This is a genomic window from Streptomyces sp. NPDC005151 (assembly GCF_053599875.1).
This window is the reverse complement of sequence record NZ_JBSFYR010000024.1, coordinates 33,872-53,334: the sequence shown is the minus strand read 5'-3', so window position 1 is coordinate 53,334 and position 19,463 is coordinate 33,872. Positions and strand designations below refer to the sequence as shown.

Genomic DNA, 19,463 nt, shown 5'->3' with positions numbered 1-19,463 from the left:
CGGACGCCGCACGCGGTGTCCGGGCCCCGGCGCGTGCGGCCGGGACGTTCAGCCCGGGGCCGCTGTCAGTGGCGTCTGGTAGGAATTTGGCTGTGAGCAGGGACAACGAGCAGTCCGCGGAGCCCGACGGCGGGGCGCCGGAGCAGCTTGCGCTCATTCGGGAGACCGTGCGGCAGGCGAAGGTGCCGCGGGCCAAACCGCGGACCTGGCGGGGCGCTGCGCTCGCGGAGGAGCTGCCCGTCGCCCGGGTGCTGGTCAACAAGGGCGTGCTCCACCTCGACCAGTACTTCGATTACGCCGTGCCGGAGGAGCTCGACGCCGAGGCGCAGCCCGGGGTGCGGGTGCGGGTGCGGTTCGGGGCCGGGGGGCGCAATGTCCGCGGTGGGCGCCGTGAGGGCGGCGGCCTCATCGACGGGTTCCTCATCGAGCGGCGTGCCGAGTCGGACTACCCGGGGGCGCTCGCCGCGCTGGCCTACGTCGTGTCGCCCGAGCCGGTGCTCGGACCCGAGCTGCTCGCCCTGTCGCGCGCGGTGGCCGACCGGTACGCCGGCAGCCTCGCCGATGTGCTGCAGCTCGCCGTGCCGCCCAGGAACGGACGGGCCGAGTCCAGGCCCTCGCCGGAACCGCTGCCACCGCCCCCGGCGCCGTCGGCCGGGAGCTGGGAGCGGTACGAGCAGGGGCCCGCGTTCCTGCGGTCACTGGCCGAGGGCGGTGCCCCCCGGGCGGTATGGACCGCGCTGCCCGGGCCGCACTGGCCCCAGGAGATCGCCAGGGCCGTGGCCGCCACCCTCGCCTCGGGGCGGGGCGCGCTCGTCGTCGTACCGGACGGGCGCACGGCGGGACGCGTGGACTCCGCGCTCACCGAACTGCTCGGGGTGGGCCGCCACGCCCTGCTGACCGCCGACTCCGGGCCCGAGAAGCGGTACCGGGAGTGGCTTGCCGTGCGGCGCGGATCGGTGCGTGCGGTGGTCGGGACGCGGGCCGCGATGTTCGCTCCGGTCGCGGACCTGGGCCTGGTCGCCGTCTGGGACGACGGGGACTCGAGCCACAGCGACGACAACGCCCCCTTCCCGCATGTCCGGGAGGTCCTGGAGCTGCGGGCCTCGCACGGCCGGTGCGCGTTCCTGCTCGGCGGCACGAGCTGCACCGTGGAGGCCGCCCAGCTGGTGGAGACCGGCTGGGCGCTGCCGCTGCGCGCGGACCGGGAGCAGCTGCGGATCGCGGCGCCGCTGGTGCGTACCGTCGGCGACGGCGAGCTGGCCCGGGACGGGGCGGCCAGGGCGGCGCGGCTGCCCAGTCTCGCCTGGCAGACCGTACGGGACGGGCTGCGCCGCGGACCGGTGCTCGTCCAGGTGCCGCGTCGCGGATACGCGCCGCGGCTGGCCTGTGAGCGCTGCCGTGAACCTGCCCGGTGCCGCCACTGCGCCGGGCCGCTGGAGGCGCCGGACCAGCGGGATCTCAACTGTGCGTGGTGCGGGCGGGCCGAGACCGCCTGGCACTGCGTGGCCTGCGGCTCCCAGCGGCTGCGGGCCCAGATCGTCGGCGCCCGCCGGACGGCCGAGGAGCTCGGCCGTGCCTTCCCCGCCGTGCCGGTGCGGACGTCCGGCCGCGACCACATCCTGGACTCCGTGCCGTCCGCGCCCGCGCTGGTCGTGAGCACCCCGGGCGCCGAACCCGTCGCTGAGGGCGGTTATGCGGCTGCGCTGCTGCTGGACGGCTGGGCGATGGTCGGCCGCCCCGATCTGCGGGCCGGAGAGGAGGCGCTGCGCCGCTGGGCTGCCGCGGCCTCGCTGGTACAGGGCCAGCCGGAGGGCGGCACGGTGGTGATCGTCGCCGAACCGACCCTGCGGCCGGTCCAGGCGCTGGTGCGCTGGGACCCGGTCGGCCATGCCCGCCGCGAGCTGGCGGAACGCGCCGAGCTGGGTTTCCCGCCGGTGTCCCGGATGGCGTCGGTGACCGGCCTGCCGGAGGCGCTCGCGGAGTTCCTTGCCGCCGCCGAACTGCCGCCGGAGGCGGAGGTGCTCGGCCCGGTCCCGGTTCCGGGTACCGAACCCGGCAGGCCGAGAAGACCGTGGGATGCGCCGCTGGGGGAGAGCTGGGAGCGGGCGCTGCTCAGGGTTCCGCCGGGCAGCGGCGCCGCGCTGGCCGCCGCGCTGAAGACGGCGCAGGCTGCGCGGACTGCCCGGGGCAGCGGTGATCCGGTCCGGATCAGGATCGATCCCCCGGACATCGGCTGACCCGGCCCGCCGTCCACCGGCGCCCGGTCGACGGCGCACATACGACTGCCCCGCCGTGCGCCAGGCACGGTGGGGCAGAGGGGGACTCGGTCAGCCGTTGCGCGGGCCGGGGAAGACGCCGGGGCGCAGCTCCTCGCGCAGGGGCGGCCGCTCCGCGGAGGGCTGTGGGGGCATGGAGCGGGCGGCGGGTACGGCGGGCAGCGCCGGAGCCGTGCCGGACCCGGGCGTCACGGGCAGCGGACGCGGCACGGCGGTCTCGGCTGCCACCTCGGTGGTTCCCGGCTGCGGGGTGTTCCGGCGGGCGCCGTAGCGCCGGTGGACCGCCTGCTTGGTGACCCCGAGCGCGGAGCCCACCGCATCCCAGGAGAAGCCCAGCGAGCGGTCGAAGTCCACTGCCGCCGTCACCAGGGTCTCGACGCTGTCGCGCAGTTCCTGGGCCAGCCTGACGGTGGGGGCAGGGGCCCTGCCGTAGACGACGAAGCCCGTGGACGGGCCGGAGCGGCGCGGACGGTAGACGTTGCCCAGTTGGGCCGTGAGCGTGCGCAGTGCGTCCACCTGCCGCCGGACCCGCTCGATGTCCCGCACCAACAGATGCAGGCTGGCCCGCGCTTGGGCGTCGTGGGTTGCGTGGTCGGCCATGAAGAAGCCTCTCGAACCGGCGTTGAAAGGGGCCGGGCCGCACCGTGGCGGCCCGCTTCGGTCAATCTCTCTTGACCAACGCGTGACCCGGTGATGTGGTCACGCTCCAGTGGCGTATGCGTAGATGCGCGGGGCGCACGGCCGTGAGTACGCCCCCGGCGGGGCGGTGTTCCCGCACCGGCGTAGTACGCTCTGGCTCTGCCCCTGGGCAGCGGTCAGGGCTTGGCCGTCACGAGGCTCTGGTGAGCCAAGTGAGAAGCCGCCCCGTTCGTGGGGCGGAGGAGTCACAGACTGGTGCGCTGCTCAACTTCCCGTACCAGCTTGAGAGGCCATCGGATGAAGCTCGTCTTCGCAGGCACCCCCGAGGTTGCCGTACCCGCCTTGGACGCCTTGATCGCCTCCGGCCGCCACGAGGTGGCCGCTGTCGTCACCCGCCCCGACGCACCTTCGGGGCGGGGGCGCCGCTTGGTCGCCAGCCCCGTCGCCGAGCGCGCCGAGGAGGCCGGGATCGAGGTGCTCAAGCCCGCCCGCCCGCGCGACGAGGACTTCCTCGCGCGGCTGCGGGAGATCGCCCCGGACTGCTGTCCGGTCGTTGCGTACGGGGCGCTGCTGCCCAAGACCGCCCTCGACGTACCCGCCCGCGGCTGGGTCAACCTCCACTTCTCGCTGCTGCCCGCCTGGCGCGGCGCGGCCCCCGTCCAGCACGCGGTGATGGCCGGCGACGAGGTCACCGGCGCCTCGACCTTCCTGATCGAGGAGGGGCTCGACTCGGGCCCGGTGTACGGCGTCCTCACCGAGGAGGTGCGGCCCACGGACACCAGCGGTGATCTGCTGACCCGGCTCGCCTTCGCCGGTGCCGGGCTGCTCGCCGCGACCATGGACGGCATCGAGGACGGCACGCTGCACGCCGTGCCGCAGCCCGTGGACGGCGTCACCCTCGCACCGAAGATCACCGTCGAGGACGCCCAGGTGCAGTGGTCCGCACCGGCGCTGAGGGTCGACCGGGTGGTGCGTGGCTGCACCCCCGCCCCCGGGGCATGGACGCTCTTCCGCGGGGAACGCCTCAAGCTGATCCAGGCCGTGCCGGTCCTGGACCGCGCCGATCTGGCGCCCGGTGAGCTGTCCGCGTCCAAGAACCATGTGTACGTCGGCACCGGATCGCACGCCGTCGAGCTGCTCTGGGTCCAGCCGCAGGGCAAGAAGCCGATGCGGGCCGCGGACTGGGCGCGCGGCGTGCGGATCGTCGTCGGCGAACTGGTGGGGATCTGAGGAGCGGCCGGGCGCGGGACCGTCCGGTGGCCGTGCCGCTCTCCGCCACCGGACGGGCATGATCCGAAAGAAAGGCCCTACGGGACCGGGTTTCCCTTGACGAGGCCACCGTTCACGGCCCGTGTCCAGAGCGTGTGGTGCCACTCATTGGCGCCGGGGTCGGGCTCGGCGGTCAGCACCGGGTTCGGACCGGTCTCGATGAGGTGCAGCAGCGACCAGGCGACGCCGTAGCAGTCGTCGGGCCCGAAGCAGGCCACCAGCGCCATCGCCTCCTCCGCCGTAACCGGTCGGGAGATGGCCACCAGCTGCTTGTCCCGCCTGTCGATCTCCTCCTCGCTCGCGTCCCAGTCGGGCAGCGGGCCATCGGCGACGAACGCATGCACCTCGGGTCTCATTCACCCATGATCGGTTACCGCCGCTGGCCTGAGCAAGGCGTCCTGGCAGCTCACTCAGCCACTGTCCCGGCACGGAGGGATTACGCTGGGAGGATTCGCCCCTCACCATCAGCGGAGCACCTTTCACGTGAACGACCAGCAGCGTCGCCGTCCCGCCAAGCCGCATCGCCGGCCCCAGAAGGACCCGGTCCGGTTCCTCGCCTTCGAGGCGCTCAGGGCCGTCGACGAACGCGACGCGTACGCCAACCTCGTCCTGCCCCCGCTGCTGAAGAAGGCACGCGCCAAGGGCGACTTCGACGCCAGGGACGCGGCGCTGGCGACCGAACTGGTCTATGGGACGCTGCGCCGCCAGGGCACGTACGACGCGATCGTCGCGGCCTGCATCGACCGGCCGCTGCGCGAGGTCGACCCGCCGGTTCTCGACGTGCTCAACATGGGCGTGCACCAGCTGCTCGGCACCCGTATCCCCACCCACGCCGCGGTATCCGCCAGCGTGGAGCTGGCCCGGGTGGTGCTCGGCGAGGGGCGCGCCAAGTTCGTCAACGCCGTGCTGCGGAAGGTCACCGCGGACGACCTCGACGGCTGGGTGGCGCGCGTCGCCCCGTCGTACGACGAGGACGCCGAGGACCACCTGGCGGTCGTGCACTCGCATCCGCGCTGGATCGTCTCCGCGCTCTGGGATGCGCTGGGCGGCGGCCGCGCCGGGATCGAGGACCTCCTCGAAGCCGACAACGAGCGGCCCGAGGTCACCCTCGTCGCCCGCCCCGGCCGCTCCACCACCGAGGAGCTGCTCACGGCCCTCGGCGACGAGAACGGCCTCCCCGGCCGCTGGTCGCCCTATGCCGTACGGATGGCGGAGGGCGGCGAGCCCGGCGCCCTGGGCGCCGTGCAGGAGGGCCGCGCCGGGGTCCAGGACGAGGGCAGCCAGCTGGTGGCCGCCGCCCTCGCCAACGCGCCCGTGGAGGGCAGCGACAGCCGCTGGCTCGACGGGTGCGCCGGACCGGGTGGCAAGGCCGCCCTGCTCGCTGCCCTCGCCGCCGAACGCGGAGCCGCGCTGCTGGCCGCCGAGAAGCAGCCGCACCGCGCCCGTCTCGTGGAGCGGGCGCTGGCCGGCAACCCCGGCCCGTACCAGGTGATCACCGCCGACGGCACCCGCCCGCCGTGGCAGCCCGGCGTCTTCGACCGGGTCCTGATGGACGTACCGTGCTCCGGCCTCGGCGCGCTGCGACGCCGCCCGGAGTCCCGCTGGCGCCGCCGCGCCGAGGACCTGGAGAACTTCGCGCCGCTGCAACGCGGTCTGCTGCGGGAGGCGTTGAAGGCCGTGCGGATCGGCGGCATCGTCGGTTACGCGACCTGCTCGCCGCATCTCGCGGAGACCCGGGTGGTGGTCGAGGACGTACTCAAGGGACGCGGCGGTGAGCCGGTCGAGGCGGAGTGGGTGGACGCGCGTCCGCTGATGCCGGGTGTGCCCGCGCTGGGCGACGGACCCGACGTCCAGCTGTGGCCGCATCTGCACGGCACGGACGCGATGTACCTCGCGCTGCTGCGTCGTACGGCCTGACGGCGCCCTTCCGGGCTGTAGGCCCTCAAAGTAAGTGACCCTTTCTCATTCTCCGTGTCCCTTACCTGGCCCAAGGGACACGGAGAATGAGACGGACGTTGTCCCGTCGCATTCCAGTTGGCCGATTCGCAATCGTTCTCATCTGCAGTGGCCGATTCGCATTGGATCTTGATCCGATCGCGGGTGTCCACCCAGATGAGCATCCGCTACGCCCCCAACTCCTCGAACCACTACGTCCTATGGGTCCTCATCCAAGACCGGCACCTCCGCAAAGCCGCAGCAGCTCTGGTGCTGAACACCACCGTGCTCTGGACGAGCCTCTACCTGGACGCGGTGGTGGCCCGCCTGCGGGAAAAGCCCGCTGGAGGGCCACCAGGTGCTGGACGAGGACGCATGGGCGAGCTGCGGGGTTCAGCTCGCTGCGGCCTCCTGAAGCTGTGCGACGTGTCCCCTGTTCAGTTCCAAGTGGGTGCCGGTGAAGCGGGTGCGCATGCGTCGGTCGTGGGTGACGACGACAACCGCGCCTCGGTAGCCGATCAGGGCTTCTTCCAGTTCTTCGACCAGGGCCGGGGAGAGGTGGTTGGTGGGCTCGTCCAGCAGCACCAGGTCGACGGGGTCGCTGACCAGGCGGGCCAGTTCGATCCGGCGTCGTTGTCCATAGGACAGCTCGCTCACTTTCAGGCGCAGGTCGGCGGGGCTGAACAGCCCGAGCGACAGGAGGTGGTCGGTGTGCTCGTCCAGGTCGCCGTCGCGGCCGTGGGCGAACGCCTGCGGGACGGTCAGGCCGGGCGGCCACGGTGTTTCCTCCTGCCTCAAGTGCCCGACCCGGCCCCGCGAGCGCACTGTCCCCTCATCGGGCTGCAGCTCACCCGCCAGAACACGCATCAGCGTCGTTTTGCCTGCCCCGTTGAGACCGGTGACCAACAGCCGCTCCTCGCCGCCGATCCGCAGCGATGGCACGTGCAGCCGGTCGCCGACACGGATGCCGGTGAGTTCCGCTGCCGCCTGCGGCGGGTGACCGTCGGCGGTGGTCATGCCGGCGGCGAACACCAGCGGGTCGGGCGGCGGTGCGACGGGATTGTTCGTCAGCCGCTCGACGCGTTCCTTCGCGTTGCGGATACGGCCCATCGCCCCGTGCCCACGGCTGCGGGTACGGAAGGCGCCGTGGCCGAACACGGCGAATGGCAGCTTGCGCGGGATCGCCTCCAGCCGGGCCGTGTTCGTGGCGGCCGACTTCTGGTTGCGGGCCAGCTCCGTGCACCAGTCCTCGTACTCCTGCAGATGGCGCCGCCGCTCGGCGGCCTTGGCGGCGAGGTAGCCGTCGTAGCCGTCGCCGTAACGCGTCACCTTGCCCTCGCCGACCTCCAGGATCGTGGTGGTGACCCGTTCCAGAAACACCCGGTCATGAGTGACCGCGAGCACGGTGCCGCGATGCGCCCGCAGGTGCGCCTCCAGCCAGCCCACCGCCTGGTCGTCCAGATCGTTGGTCGGCTCGTCCAGCAGCAACAGCTCCGGCTGGGACGCCAAAGTGGTGGCCAGCGCCAGCCTCGACCGCTCACCACCGGACAGCGTGCCCACCGCCCTGGTGCGTTCCAGGTGCGGCAGGCCGAGCCCGTGCAGGGCAATGTCCACCCGGGCATCCGCCTCGTACCCTTCGCGAGCCTCGTACTGGGCCACCAGGTGGGCGTAGGCGTCCAACGCGGCCGTGAGCTCCACCCCTGCCAGACCCTTGAGCCCGGCCTCGGCGTGGCGCATCCGCGCTTCAAGGTCACGCAGATCGGCAAGGGCCCAATCCACCGCGTCCTGGACGCTGGCCTCGGGAGGCAGGGCCAGGGACTGGGCAAGATAGCCGACGCCGCCGGGCGCGACCACGATCAGCTCACCGTTGTCGGGCTGGTCCTGCCCGGCGGTCAGCCGCAGCAGGGTGGACTTTCCGGCCCCGTTGTCGCCGATGATGCTGACCTTCTCGCCGGGCTTGACGGTGAAGGACACGTCGTCCAGCACGACGCGGTCGTCGTAGCGGCGGGTGACGTTCTGAAGAGATAGCTGTGCAGTAGGCATGCAAGAGTCCCCTGTTCTCGGCCAGGCCGATCGGAACGGGTAGATGGACGCATCCGCGCACGCCAGAACACTCCATGGCACGCCAGACAGGCGGCATCACGGGAGGAGGAGCACGGATGAGAACGCGCGACGGCGGAGCAAACTCAACACGGCCGCACGGGGACTATCACAGAGAACCCATACACAACAGCGTACGTCGGGAGTCTGCGTGCCCACAAAGCATTTCTTCAGTGAGGCGGCACAAGGACTGCAAAGGGGTAGCGGGTACGAGGCCGATGAGCGCCGGGAGTATCTGCGCAGCCAGCCGGTGGGGACCGGAAGCCAGTATCTCTGCCGGCCGTGCCGTGCCCCGCTTCCGCGGAAGCCAACTCGCTTGAGAACGACACCAACCCGCATTCCCAGACCATCTGGCAGCCCTGCAGATCAGAGTCCCGTCACCTGCCGACTGGAATGCGACGGGACAGACGTGTGTTCATGGGGTCGTCCCCTGCGGTGAAGCTTGCCCGCTTCCCTGTACGTCGGCCCTTGTCCGTGTGGTCTTCGAGGTGCTGGGGGTTGGCGGCCCTTCACCGTTGGTAGCTCCTGGCGCTCATGTTGCTGGGGGTCAGATGGCATGTGACGTCGAGTTCGTCTCTGTGAGCCTGCGCCCTATGGACGGCGAGGTTACGACAGGCAATTGGCCAAGCGTGAATAGTGACGTGCTCGCGGCCTCAACTCCTTGGCGGACCTGGTGAAAGGTCCTGGTCATGCCGTAGATGTCCAAGGTCGCGCTGTACGCGGCGATCCGACGTGATCACCATGCCGGCATGAAGAGGCGCGAACTTGAGCGCAAGTACGGCGGGACTCGACTACCAGCTCGGCGGCTACCGCGTGTCGCGACACCGCGGACAAGCTGTCCGCGGTGTCACGACACAGGTTCGCCCCGGCAAGATCCGAGATACAGCCTAGTCGTTGGCCTGGTCGCGGCGTTGCAGGATGTAGAGGTCCCAGGTGTCGGGGTCGCCGACGTAGACGAACAGTTTCGGGTGCCCGGGGGTCCCGAATACCTCCCAGGTGTCCATGGAGCAGTCGTCGACGGACACATCCACCTCCTGGGACCACGGTCCGGCACCCGGGTCGTACGCCCAGGTCCCGGTGCCGGTGCACTTGTGCACCACGGGTTCGAAGGAGTCGTCGAAGTCGAACGTCTCGACGCGGGTCGCCGTGGCCTTGCCGTCCGCCGTGAGGATGAGCGTGCCGCCCTTTCCGTCGGCCCATGTCCCGGCGACCCGTTCCGTGCTCAGCTGCGGAGGCTCGTATCCGATCCCGGCGTACAGGCCGATGCCGGCGAGCGTGCCGACGGTGACGACAGCGAGCGTCCCGTACAGCGCCACCCGCCCGAACATCGCGCCGCCGGAGAGCCGCGGGCGGTCCGGCAGCAGCAGCCTGCGGGCGACCAACGCCGTGACGGCGAGCGTCGCAGTCACCGCGAGCCATCCGCCGAGCCCCGCCAGGAGACCCGCCTCCACGAGCACCGCCACGGCCAGGGCCGGCGGGGCAGTTCCGGCGGCCGCCAGCGCCGGGACCCACCACCACGCCTCGCACCCCGAAAGTCGGCGGCCGAGCCAGCCGGCCACGGCCAGGAGCGGCATCACCACGCCGACCGACAGCAGGGCGCCGAGGAAAGCTCCGGCCGCCGCCACGAGCAGCGCGCCCACGATCAGGAGGACGACCTGCATCCCGGTGTAGGGAAGGCCCGGGCTCTCCTGGGTCTGCCCCCACACGAAGAGCGCGATCGCCCCGATCACAGCCTCGACAAAAAGCACCGACATCGAAGCCGTCAGTACCGCGCCGAACCTGTCCTGCACGCGCGCCTGCTTCTGCACCGGCTCCTGCATTTCTGAACGCATTCAAATCCCCTCCCGTTCCGCATCCTCCTCCATGCGGCACGGGCCCCCGTAACCGGGGCCCCCGGCGGGCGCCGTCCTGCACCGACTTGCACCAGAGCTCGGGCCGGGAGCAGTCAGGGCCCCTCCGCACCGGGAGGTGCCAGCGGCGGACCGCTCAGGCCGGGCGACAGGACGCGGCCGTACAAGGCGTTACGCGCCGCTGCGAGCGCCTGAGAAGTCCTTGATCGCGGCTCCCCCGGAGCCCGGCGGGCGTCAGGAAGCCGAGTGCTGGCTGAGCCCCGAACCGTTCGACGGGACGGCTCCACGGGAGCCGGCCGTGCCCTTCCCCCTGGAGGCGGAGTGGCAGTGGGAGTACGACTACTACGACCACGATGAGCACGCACCCCTGCTGCACAGCATCTATCAGCACGGCTCGATCCTCTTGGGTAGCAGCCGCGACTGCGAGTTCTGGATCCTCATCGTGACCGGACCCCAGCGCGGCCGGGTCTGGTGGCTGGGGGATGGATGCGTGGCGCCCTATGCGGACGCGGGAGCGGAAGCAGAGCCAGAGGTCGACTTCGTGGCCTGGTTGCAGGACTGGCAAGCCGATCGGGGGTGGTGGTGCCAGCAATGAGGGGTCTCGGCCGACGGAACTCGCTGATGGGCCAAGATCGTGAGACGGAATTGCGTGGCCCATAAGTGAGACGACCAGCAAAAGCCCAGGTCACCTGAACGGAATGGGGCACTCCGAATTAGGGCCTATACGGGCCCTCGGCGCGGGCCGAATCGCCGGGATTGCGCGAACTGTAATGATCCCGTGAGGCTTTGGGGCGCACCGAGGCAGGGAAGTGCCGCGGAACGTGGCAGGCTTGGCACATGGCCCAGATCAACCCGAGCATCCTGTCCGCCGACTTCGCCCGTCTTGCCGAGGAGGCGACAGCTGTCGAAGGCGCCGACTGGCTCCACGTCGACGTGATGGACAACCACTTCGTGCCCAACCTGACCCTCGGCGTGCCGATCGTGGAATCGCTCAGCCGGGCCACGGAGACGCCGCTGGACTGCCATCTGATGATCGAGGACCCGGACCGCTGGGCGCCGCAGTACGTCGAGGCGGGTGCCGGTTCCGTCACCTTCCACGTGGAGGCCGCGGCAGCGCCCGTACGGCTGGCGCGGGAGATCCGGGCCAAGGGCGCCCGCGCCTCGATGGCACTCAAGCCGGCGACGCCCATCGAGCCGTACGAGGACCTGCTTCCCGAGCTCGACATGCTGCTGATCATGACGGTGGAGCCGGGCTTCGGCGGCCAGTCCTTCCTGGACATCATGCTGCCGAAGATCCGCCGCACCCGTGAGCTGATCTCCAAGCACGGTCTGGAGCTGTGGCTGCAGGTCGACGGTGGCGTCTCGGAGTCCACCATCGAGCGGTGCGCCGAGGCCGGTGCGGACGTCTTCGTCGCCGGCTCGGCGGTGTACGGGGCCAATGACCCGGCCGAGGCGGTACGCGCCCTGCGTACCAAGGCGGACGGGACGATCGCTTCGGCGGCCTGGGCGTGCAACCACTGAAGCCGACGGGGACGTCGGCAGTGATGGCGGCACCGACTCCGGCCCCCGATTGCCGGTCGGCTCGGCCACGTGCAGATGAACGTGGTCCGACGGGACCGATCAAGGATTGCCGTATCTGACAGGATGAACGGCGTATCGAGCGTGTAAACAGCAGTGAGGAGATCGCGGTGTCTGCAATGTCGGCGGGCAGGTCCGCCCTGCGGATGGGGCCCGCGGAGCTGGTGCAGGCGGCGGCCATGGCGCGTCGCTTCTACCTTGAGGGGAAGTCGAAGATCCAGATCGCCGAGGAGTTCGGCGTCAGCCGCTTCAAGGTGGCCCGGGTCCTGGAGACGGCCCTTGAGCGTGACCTCGTACGGATCGAGATCCGGGTCCCCGCAGAACTGGACGCGGAGCGCTCCGACGCGCTGCGGGCCCGCTACGGGCTGCGGCACGCGGTCGTCGTCGAATCTCCGGCAGAGGAGGAGGACGACGCCCCGGACCCGGAGAATCTGGGCGAGGTCGCGGCCGACCTCCTGGGCGAACTGGTGAACGAGGGCGATGTGCTGGGCCTGGCCTGGGGCCGGTCCACCATTCACATGGCGGCGGCCCTCGACCGGCTGCCGCCGTGCACGGTCGTCCAGCTGACCGGGGTGTACGACGCGGGAACGGCCGAGCGCGGCTCGGTCGAGGCGGTCCGCAGGGCCGCCCAGGTGTCCGGCGGCGAGGCCCACCCGATCTATGCGCCGATGCTGCTGCCCGACCCGGCCACGGCCGCCGCGCTGCGTCACCAGACCGGCATCGCCCGTGCCTTCGAATACTTCGACAAGGTGACGGTCGCCGCGGTCTCCATCGGCTCGTGGGAGCCGGGTATCTCCACCGTCCACGACATGCTCACGGACGAGGAGCGGGCGCACTACGCGTCGCTGGGCGTCGCCGCCGAGATGTCCGCCCACCTCTTCGACACGCAGGGGCGCCGGGTCGGCCGCGACCTGGGGGAGCGGTGTATCACGGTCGAGGCGGACCGGCTGCGCCGGATTCCCGAGGTGGTGGCGATCGCGGGCGGCCAGCGCAAGGCGGCGGCGATCGGGGCGGTCCTGCGGTCCGGTCTGGTCACCAGCCTGGTGACGGACACGGCCGCTGCCGACTATCTGCTGACGGAGTCGGCGGCGCCGCAGCGGCCCGCGCTGGAGCGCGCCGACCCGGACGGCGATTAGGGCATCTCGTGCGGATCAGGCTGGGCTCGCGGGGTCCGGCACGCACCTCTGCGGTGTTGTCGTGAGGACGAACGGGCAGGAGGAAAGCCGGGTGCGGCACGCGCACCCGGCTTTCTCCGTACTGTCCTGCCTCTTTTCCGTGTGGTCCTCAGCCGGCGCGTACCTCGGCCCCGCAGTCGGCGGGTTCCGGTCCGATGCCCAGGACCGTCGCCTCCAGGTACTGCTCCGGCTCCTTGTACTGGCTGACGTCGGCCGGGTTGTAGCGGGGTGTCTGCCGTGACCAGTCCAGATTGCCGCGCATCCAGCTCCGCATCCCGTCCAGGTACGGGAGGAGCATCCCGGACAGCTGGGGGTAGGCCATGAGCAGTTCGGCCTCGGCCGCCAGGAAGCGCTCGGTCTCGGTGGCGATCTCCGCGCAGACGTGTTCGAGCGCTTTCTGTTTTCCGTAACCGCGGTGGTGCCGGACCAGGTGGACGAGGTTGTGGATCTCGCCGAGCACCTGTTCCTTCTCGTACGAGTACACATCGTTGGCCCAGCACACGACGTTGCCCGAGGTTTCCACGGCGACGATGAACCGGGGATCGTTGTGGATCGACTCGGGCGCCTCGATGCCGGCCACGATCTCGATCAGGTCCGTGCAGACATGTGTCGCGCCGGTGTGCCGCCGCTTGGCGATGTAGGTCTCCTCGGACGGCACGACACCGTTCGCCCGGTTCCCCGCCTCCCAGGTGGTGGCCGTGGTGAGGTAGGTGACCAGGTGCCAGGCGAAGCGCCGGAGCCAGTGCGCCGCCGCGTTCGGCGTCGTACGTTCCCACAGGTCGGCCAGGGCGACCACGGCGGCCGGGAGGTCCTCGTCCGGCAGCGGGCCGGTACCGGTGCCCTCGACCACGCTGCGCATCAGGGTGACCACGTCCCGCACCCGCTCCGGGCTGCGGCCGAGATGGCCGTCGTCGAGCTGGTCGTCGACGAGAAACAGCCACGCGAGCCAGTCGGCGACGAGGTCGAGATTGTGCTCATTCGCGGTCGGGTACACCATGCCGACGAAGGCGCCGAAGTCGGCTTGCTCGAAGCGCTCCCTGGCTGAATCGCGGTGCACCAGGCCGGTGTTGCGCGTCCATTTGTCGAGGTGTTCACGGGTGTGCGCGACGTGCGGATTCGTCCGCTGGGGGAACGGGCAGTAAATGTCCGGCAGTTCGTTCTCCACGAGCGGGTCTGGATCCTCTCCGGTCGTACGTATGGCGGAAGTTGGGGACGTTCCGCCTGTTCCTCGGGACGTAGTCGTGACCCGCGGGACCTGCGCGTTTGAAGCTACCTGACCGCTTGTCATCAGGTCCAGGGAAGATGATCGCGAATGGTGCGCATGCCATTCGGGTAGGGTCCCCGGGCAAGGCAGGTTTCACTTGCCCGGGGCTCCCGCACTCGCTCCTTGGAGGAACGTATGACCGCGGGGGTCATTTGCTGTGTCTTCGGGGCAGCGACCTGCGCCGTTTCGCGTGAAAATATGAGTGTCATGCGTTTTCTTGAACCCGGCACCGGTCGCTACACACAGTCCCCCGCGGTCCCGTACGACCTCACGTACGACGATGTCTTCATGGTTCCGGGCCGCTCAGCGGTCGGTTCCCGCCAGGGGGTCGACCTCTCCTCGCCGGACGACACCGGCACCACCATCCCGCTCGTCGTCGCCAACATGACGGCGATCGCGGGCCGCCGGATGGCCGAAACGATCGCCCGCCGCGGCGGTCTGGTCGTCATTCCGCAGGACATCCCGATCGATGTCGTCACCGACGTCATCTCCTGGGTGAAGACGCGCCACCTCGTGCTCGACACGCCGATCGTGCTCGCCCCGGGCCAGACGGTCGCCGACGCCCTGTCCCTGCTCCCGAAGCGTGCCCACGGCGCGGGCGTCGTCGTCGACGAGGAGCAGCGGCCCGTCGGCGTTGTCACCGACCACGACCTGACCGGCGTCGACCGCTTCACCCAGCTCTCCGTGGTCATGTCCAAGGACCTCGTGCTGCTCGACGCGGACATCGACCCGCGCGACGCGTTCAACAAGCTCGACGGCGCCAACCGTAAGCTCGCCCCCGCGGTCGACGCGGACGGCCGGCTCGTCGGCATCCTCACCCGCAAGGCGGCGCTCCGCGCCACGCTCTACACCCCGGCCACCGACGCCGACGGCAGGCTGCGGATCGCCGCCGCCGTCGGTATCAACGGCGATGTCGCGGGCAAGGCCAAGCAGCTCCTCGACGCGGGCGCCGACACGCTCGTCGTCGACACCGCGCACGGCCACCAGGAGTCCATGATCAGCGCGGTCCGCGCGGTCCGGGCGCTCGACCCGCAGGTGCCGATCGTCGCGGGCAACGTCGTCGCCGCCGAGGGCGTGCGCGACCTCATCGAGGCCGGCGCGGACATCATCAAGGTTGGGGTCGGCCCCGGTGCCATGTGCACCACGCGGATGATGACCGGTGTCGGACGGCCGCAGTTCTCCGCGGTGCTGGAGTGCGCCGCCGAGGCGAAGAAGCACGGCAAGCACGTCTGGGCGGACGGCGGCGTCCGCCACCCGCGCGATGTCGCCATGGCGCTCGCCGCGGGCGCGTCCAACGTGATGATCGGCTCCTGGTTCGCCGGTACGTACGAGTCGCCCGGCGACCTCCAGCAGTCCGCCGACGGCCGGTACTACAAGGAGTCCTTCGGCATGGCGTCCGCGCGCGCCGTGAAGAACCGTACGTCGGACGAGTCCGCGTACGACCGGGCCCGCAAGGCGCTCTTCGAAGAGGGCATCTCCACCTCGCGGATGTTCCTGGACCCGGCCCGTCCCGGCGTCGAGGACCTGATCGACTCGATCATCGCGGGCGTCCGCTCCTCCTGCACGTACGCCGGTGCGGCGTCCCTGGAGGAGTTCGCCGAGAAGGCGGTCGTCGGTGTGCAGAGCGCCGCCGGTTACGCCGAGGGCAAGCCGCTGCACGCCAGCTGGAGCTAGTGCCGTGACCGGCAATGTTTGCCCCATGAGGAGCGTCGTCGAGCGGGCGTGCTGGGCGGTGCGACGGGGCAAAGCTTGCCGGGAGGGGCACTGGGGTCCTTCGTCTGGATCAGGCCGGACCCCGCGAGCATGATCCGAACGTGAGGCCCTGGGCGTATTGACCCGCAGGGTTGTTCACGAGGACTGCGCCCGGGCCGCTGTTGCGGCCCGGGCGTTCTCCGTTGCCAGGGGTACGTACGGGGTAACGGCCTCCCCCGCGATGGGGAGTGGATCAGCGAGCGGCGTCAGGCGGCTTCGATGGCACGGCGGAGGACGGAGTCGACGCGGAGCGTCGGTGACTGACGACAACGCCGCAAGCGGAGTCGCAGGACGTCAGGAGCCCACTCCCTGTCGCGGGGGAGGCCGTAAGGGCATCTGCGACCGCCGCCGCCAGCAGGGCGTGGCCGCTGTCGTCCGGGTGGAGGCCGTCCACCAGGTGTTCCGGGCCCAGGACATCCCGTCCCGGCAGCACCGACATCCGGGCGTCCCCCGCCCGGATGAGGCTCGCGCCGGCCCGCTCCAGCGCCGTCCGCAGCTCGGACAGCGTGGCTCCGAGAGCGTTCGGGGTGTCCTCCGCGTCCGGGCGCAGGAGCGGCGAGACCAGCAGGATCGGCGTCCCCGGGTGGCCCGCACGCACCAGGGCGACGAAGGCGCGTACCGTCTCGTACAGCAGCGGCGCCGAGAACGGTACCGACGACCAGCAGTTCGTACCGAAGGCCAGCGTCAGTACGTCGGCCGGGAGCCCGGCGATCTGCTCGGCGACGCACAACTCCCCGCGCGCCGAACCCGCGTACCCGAGGTTGACCGGGTCGAGGCCCAGCGCGCGGCCCGCCACGGCGGGCCAGGCGTGGGCGGGGCGCGTCGACCACCAGCCCTCGGTGATCGAGTCCCCGTGGACCACCCACCGCGGCCGCACCGGGGCGGGCAGCAGCGCCCCGCCCACCGCCCGCAGCCCCAGGATCGCCGGGCCGAGCGGCTCCGGCGGATGGACGGTGAACGGGCCTTCCCCCGGCGGGAGTCCGATCACGGTGACGGCCTCCTCGGCGGGCGCGACGAGGACCTCCGCCACACACTGCCCGCCCTGCCACAGTGCGAAGAGCCCGGCTTGGCCGTCCGCCGAGCCCCGGGCCGCGGCGCGGTAGCGGATCTCCACCGCACGCGCTCCCGGTGCCAGGAACTCCAGCCGGACCCCGGTCGGCAGCAGCGCCCGCTCCGCGGTGTCCCACGGCAGCCGCGCCAGATCGGCCGGGTCGGCCCGGACCGGGCACACGCCGTCCCGCCAGGCGACACCTCGCAGGAAGGGGTCGGGGTCGAGCCAGGTCATCGGAGCTCCATTCGCCGGGTACGCACTCCACCCCTACCCCGTTGTACCGTGCCGACGTCCGTACGGCCCCGCCCACCACCACGTGTTCTACTTCGGTTGCGGCACCGTGCTGCCGACGCCCCGACCGGCCATCGCAGAGAAGTGATCCACCTGAAGTGCGACTGAACGATCTCGACGAACGCATCGTCCACGCCCTTGCCGAGGACGCCCGCCGCTCCTACGCCGACATCGGCGCGATCATCGGCCTGTCCGCGCCCGCGGTGAAACGCCGGGTCGACCGGTTGCGGGCGGAGGGGGCCATCACCGGATTCACCGTGCGGGTGGACCCGGCGGCGCTCGGCTGGGAGACCGAGGGTTTCATCGAGATCTACTGCAGCCGCAACACCTCCCCGGAAGCGATCAAGAGCGGTCTGGCGCGCTACCCCGAGATCGCCTCGGCCTCCACGGTCACCGGGGAGGCCGACGCGATCGTCCAGGTCTTCGCCGCCGACATGCGCCACTTCGAGCAGGTGCTGGAGCGGATCGCGGGCGAGCCCTATGTGGAGCGAACCAAGTCCGTGCTGGTGCTGTCGCCGCTGCTGCGGCGGTACTCCTCGGGGACGCCGGGCTGATCCTGCGGGCGGGCGTCAGCTCTTCTGCTCGTACTCCGGGTGCCAGGGCAGCACCGTGAAGTCGCCGGTGCCCGCCTCGACCTTCTCGAACGGGGCCGAGGACATGCACGGGGGCAGGTGGTCCTCCGCCTCCTGGTTCACCCAGCTGTACCCCAGCCGGTCGTGCCTGCCCAGGTCGTGGACCGACATGCCGACCCGCTTGCCCTTGATGCCGACGTCGGTCGCCGTGATGACGCCGGTGACCACGGCCACCTTGCCGCCGGTCACCAGGCAGTCCACGGAGCCCTCGGCCCAGCCGGACGTGCCGTTCGGGAAGACGTGGCGGAAGCGGAAGGTGCCGCACGCCCGCTCCGGGTCCATGTTGTCCTTCGCGGCGAGGTGGGCGTCGAAGGTGAAGGTGATGTCGTCCCCGGCCGGGCGGTACAGCTTCGCCGTACCGGTCAGGGCGGCCGCTTCCCGTTGCCCCCTCGCAGATCCGGGGGCGGAGTCGCCGAGCGCCGCTGCCGAGCCGGCGGCGCCCGCGGTGATCAGCAGCGCAGCTGCGATCGCGGCGAGCCGGGTGCGGGTGTGCGCGATGCGGGTCATGACAGGCCTTCCGTAGGGCGGAGCGGGAGTCGCTCGGACGGCTCCCACTCTTCCCGCGGGACCGCCGCCGCACATCGCGCCAGGGTCCCCGTCCGCTCTCCGCCGCGCGGCGGGAAACCACTCCGACCCGAGACCGATATCACCCCTCTGACCTGCGGAGACATTCCACGCAACGAATCACCGCCGGACCGGCGAATTGCGCAATGGATCGACGGTCGGCGCGCAACGCTCGCGCCTTGTCCGGCCGGATTGCCGGCCCGTACCGTCTATACGTCCCCGCCCGCCCGCACTGCCCGAGGTCAGCCATGCCGCCGTTGCGCACCGCCCTGCTCCAGAGCTCCGGACGTCCGGGCTCGGTGGCCGAGAACATCAAGGCCCTCGACGAGGCGGCAGAGCGCGCGGCAGCCGCCGGGGCGCGGCTGCTCGTCTGCCCCGAGCTGTTCCTGACCGGGTATGCCATCGGCGACGACGTACCCCTGCTGGCCGAGCCCGCCGACGGCGCCGCCGCGCAGACCGTTGCCTCCATCGCCGTACGGCACGGGCTCGCGGTCCTCTACGGGTACCCGGAGCGCGCGGACGAGCTGATCTTCAACTCCGCGCAACTGATCGGCCCCGACGGCACCCGGCTCGCCAACTACCGCAAGACCCACCTCTTCGGCTGCTTCGAGCAGCAGTGGTTCACCCCCGGCGAGCAGACCGTCGTCCAGGCCGAACTGGACGGCGTACGCATCGGGATCATGATCTGTTACGACGTCGAGTTCCCGGAGAACGTACGGGCGCACGCCCTCGCCGCCACCGACCTGCTGCTGGTGCCGACCGCGCAGATGCACCCCTTCCAGTTCGTCCCCGAGTCCGTCGTGCCGGTCCGCGCCTTCGAGAACCAGATGTATGTCGCGTACGTCAACAGGACCGGTCCGGAAGGCGAGTTCGAGTTCGTCGGGCTGAGCTGTCTGGCCGGCCCCGACGGCACGGTCCGCACCCGCGCCGGACGTGGCGAGGAGCTTGTGGTCGGCGAGGTCGACCCGGAGTTCCTGAGCGCGTCCCGCGCCGCCAACCCGTATCTGCGCGACCGCCGCCCCGGTCTGTACGGCTCCCTCGTCTGAGCCCGCCGCGCCCCTCTCTTCCACTGCCCTCGCAAGGAGTC

Annotated in this window: 16 protein-coding genes; 9 read left to right on the top strand and 7 right to left on the bottom strand. The window is 71.1% G+C overall.

The window, feature by feature from the left end; all coding sequences use genetic code 11:
* Positions 1 to 92: 92 nt before the first annotated feature.
* A complete protein-coding gene (locus tag ACWD6R_RS15745; protein WP_451819188.1) occupies positions 93 to 2,237 on the top strand; it encodes a primosomal protein N' in 2,145 nt (714 codons plus the stop codon).
* Between the two features lie 90 nt (positions 2,238 to 2,327).
* On the opposite strand, the gene ACWD6R_RS15740 is transcribed toward ACWD6R_RS15745, so the two are convergent.
* Positions 2,328 to 2,876, bottom strand: a complete 549-nt coding sequence (locus ACWD6R_RS15740) for a hypothetical protein (protein WP_451819187.1) — start codon at positions 2,874 to 2,876, stop codon at positions 2,328 to 2,330.
* A gap of 336 nt (positions 2,877 to 3,212) precedes the next feature.
* Here ACWD6R_RS15740 and fmt point away from each other — a divergent pair, with 336 nt between their 5' ends.
* Complete coding sequence (gene fmt, locus ACWD6R_RS15735; protein WP_451819186.1) at positions 3,213 to 4,145, top strand: methionyl-tRNA formyltransferase; 933 nt, start codon at positions 3,213 to 3,215, stop codon at positions 4,143 to 4,145.
* Positions 4,146 to 4,222: 77 nt separating this feature from the next.
* Here the strand turns inward: fmt and ACWD6R_RS15730 are convergent, their stop codons facing one another.
* On the bottom strand, positions 4,223 to 4,540 hold the full coding sequence (locus tag ACWD6R_RS15730; protein ID WP_451819185.1) for a hypothetical protein: 318 nt from the start codon (positions 4,538 to 4,540) through the stop codon (positions 4,223 to 4,225).
* 127 nt (positions 4,541 to 4,667) lie between these two features.
* On the opposite strand from ACWD6R_RS15730, the gene ACWD6R_RS15725 reads away from it, so the two are divergent.
* Positions 4,668 to 6,101 (top strand): RsmB/NOP family class I SAM-dependent RNA methyltransferase, encoded by a 1,434-nt coding sequence (locus tag ACWD6R_RS15725; protein ID WP_451819184.1) that lies wholly within the window; start codon positions 4,668 to 4,670, stop codon positions 6,099 to 6,101.
* Between the two features lie 411 nt (positions 6,102 to 6,512).
* Here the strand turns inward: ACWD6R_RS15725 and ACWD6R_RS15720 are convergent, their stop codons facing one another.
* Positions 6,513 to 8,162, bottom strand: coding sequence for a TlrC/CarA/OleB/SrmB family ABC-F type ribosomal protection protein (locus ACWD6R_RS15720; RefSeq protein WP_451819183.1), 1,650 nt, complete (start codon positions 8,160 to 8,162; stop codon positions 6,513 to 6,515).
* Positions 8,163 to 9,106: 944 nt separating this feature from the next.
* Complete coding sequence (locus tag ACWD6R_RS15715; RefSeq protein ID WP_451819182.1) at positions 9,107 to 10,051, bottom strand: hypothetical protein; 945 nt, start codon at positions 10,049 to 10,051, stop codon at positions 9,107 to 9,109.
* Positions 10,052 to 10,271: 220 nt separating this feature from the next.
* Between ACWD6R_RS15715 and ACWD6R_RS15710 the strand changes: the two genes are divergently transcribed.
* From ACWD6R_RS15710 to ACWD6R_RS15700, 3 genes are all read left to right on the top strand, one after another.
* Positions 10,272 to 10,664: a hypothetical protein gene (locus ACWD6R_RS15710; RefSeq protein ID WP_451819181.1), complete on the top strand. Its 393-nt coding sequence runs from the start codon at positions 10,272 to 10,274 to the stop codon at positions 10,662 to 10,664.
* 242 nt (positions 10,665 to 10,906) lie between these two features.
* A complete protein-coding gene (gene rpe / locus ACWD6R_RS15705) occupies positions 10,907 to 11,590 on the top strand; it encodes a ribulose-phosphate 3-epimerase (protein ID WP_451819180.1) in 684 nt (227 codons plus the stop codon).
* A 176-nt stretch (positions 11,591 to 11,766) separates the two neighbouring features.
* Positions 11,767 to 12,783, top strand: a complete 1,017-nt coding sequence (locus ACWD6R_RS15700; RefSeq protein WP_393304941.1) for a sugar-binding transcriptional regulator — start codon at positions 11,767 to 11,769, stop codon at positions 12,781 to 12,783.
* Positions 12,784 to 12,931: 148 nt separating this feature from the next.
* On the opposite strand, the gene ACWD6R_RS15695 is transcribed toward ACWD6R_RS15700, so the two are convergent.
* Positions 12,932 to 13,987, bottom strand: a complete 1,056-nt coding sequence (locus ACWD6R_RS15695) for a terpene synthase family protein (RefSeq protein ID WP_451819179.1) — start codon at positions 13,985 to 13,987, stop codon at positions 12,932 to 12,934.
* Positions 13,988 to 14,293: 306 nt separating this feature from the next.
* Here ACWD6R_RS15695 and ACWD6R_RS15690 point away from each other — a divergent pair, with 306 nt between their 5' ends.
* Entirely contained in the window at positions 14,294 to 15,760 is a 1,467-nt protein-coding gene (locus tag ACWD6R_RS15690) for a GuaB1 family IMP dehydrogenase-related protein (RefSeq protein ID WP_451819178.1), read from the top strand.
* A 271-nt stretch (positions 15,761 to 16,031) separates the two neighbouring features.
* Here ACWD6R_RS15690 and ACWD6R_RS15685 read toward each other — a convergent pair whose 3' ends face one another.
* The gene (locus tag ACWD6R_RS15685; RefSeq protein ID WP_451819177.1) at positions 16,032 to 17,123 is read right to left on the bottom strand and encodes a GDSL-type esterase/lipase family protein; all 1,092 of its coding nucleotides are present in this window, start codon (positions 17,121 to 17,123) and stop codon (positions 16,032 to 16,034) included.
* A 155-nt stretch (positions 17,124 to 17,278) separates the two neighbouring features.
* Between ACWD6R_RS15685 and ACWD6R_RS15680 the strand changes: the two genes are divergently transcribed.
* Positions 17,279 to 17,734: an Lrp/AsnC family transcriptional regulator gene (locus tag ACWD6R_RS15680; protein ID WP_266987999.1), complete on the top strand. Its 456-nt coding sequence runs from the start codon at positions 17,279 to 17,281 to the stop codon at positions 17,732 to 17,734.
* 15 nt (positions 17,735 to 17,749) lie between these two features.
* Here ACWD6R_RS15680 and ACWD6R_RS15675 read toward each other — a convergent pair whose 3' ends face one another.
* Positions 17,750 to 18,319, bottom strand: coding sequence for a Repetin (locus tag ACWD6R_RS15675; protein ID WP_451819176.1), 570 nt, complete (start codon positions 18,317 to 18,319; stop codon positions 17,750 to 17,752).
* 305 nt (positions 18,320 to 18,624) lie between these two features.
* On the opposite strand from ACWD6R_RS15675, the gene ACWD6R_RS15670 reads away from it, so the two are divergent.
* Positions 18,625 to 19,422, top strand: coding sequence for a carbon-nitrogen hydrolase family protein (locus ACWD6R_RS15670; protein WP_451819175.1), 798 nt, complete (start codon positions 18,625 to 18,627; stop codon positions 19,420 to 19,422).
* Positions 19,423 to 19,463 lie beyond the last annotated feature (41 nt).

Coding starts and splice junctions, on each gene's coding strand:
- ACWD6R_RS15690 (WP_451819178.1), top strand. CDS start 14,294: ATGCGTTTTCTTGAACCCGGCACCGGTCGCTACACACAGTCCCCCGCG.
- fmt (WP_451819186.1), top strand. CDS start 3,213: ATGAAGCTCGTCTTCGCAGGCACCCCCGAGGTTGCCGTACCCGCCTTG.
- ACWD6R_RS15675 (WP_451819176.1), bottom strand. CDS start 18,319: ATGACCCGCATCGCGCACACCCGCACCCGGCTCGCCGCGATCGCAGCT.
- ACWD6R_RS15720 (WP_451819183.1), bottom strand. CDS start 8,162: ATGCCTACTGCACAGCTATCTCTTCAGAACGTCACCCGCCGCTACGAC.
- rpe (WP_451819180.1), top strand. CDS start 10,907: ATGGCCCAGATCAACCCGAGCATCCTGTCCGCCGACTTCGCCCGTCTT.
- ACWD6R_RS15740 (WP_451819187.1), bottom strand. CDS start 2,876: ATGGCCGACCACGCAACCCACGACGCCCAAGCGCGGGCCAGCCTGCAT.
- ACWD6R_RS15715 (WP_451819182.1), bottom strand. CDS start 10,051: ATGCGTTCAGAAATGCAGGAGCCGGTGCAGAAGCAGGCGCGCGTGCAG.
- ACWD6R_RS15730 (WP_451819185.1), bottom strand. CDS start 4,540: ATGAGACCCGAGGTGCATGCGTTCGTCGCCGATGGCCCGCTGCCCGAC.
- ACWD6R_RS15700 (WP_393304941.1), top strand. CDS start 11,767: ATGTCGGCGGGCAGGTCCGCCCTGCGGATGGGGCCCGCGGAGCTGGTG.
- ACWD6R_RS15670 (WP_451819175.1), top strand. CDS start 18,625: ATGCCGCCGTTGCGCACCGCCCTGCTCCAGAGCTCCGGACGTCCGGGC.
- ACWD6R_RS15685 (WP_451819177.1), bottom strand. CDS start 17,123: ATGACCTGGCTCGACCCCGACCCCTTCCTGCGAGGTGTCGCCTGGCGG.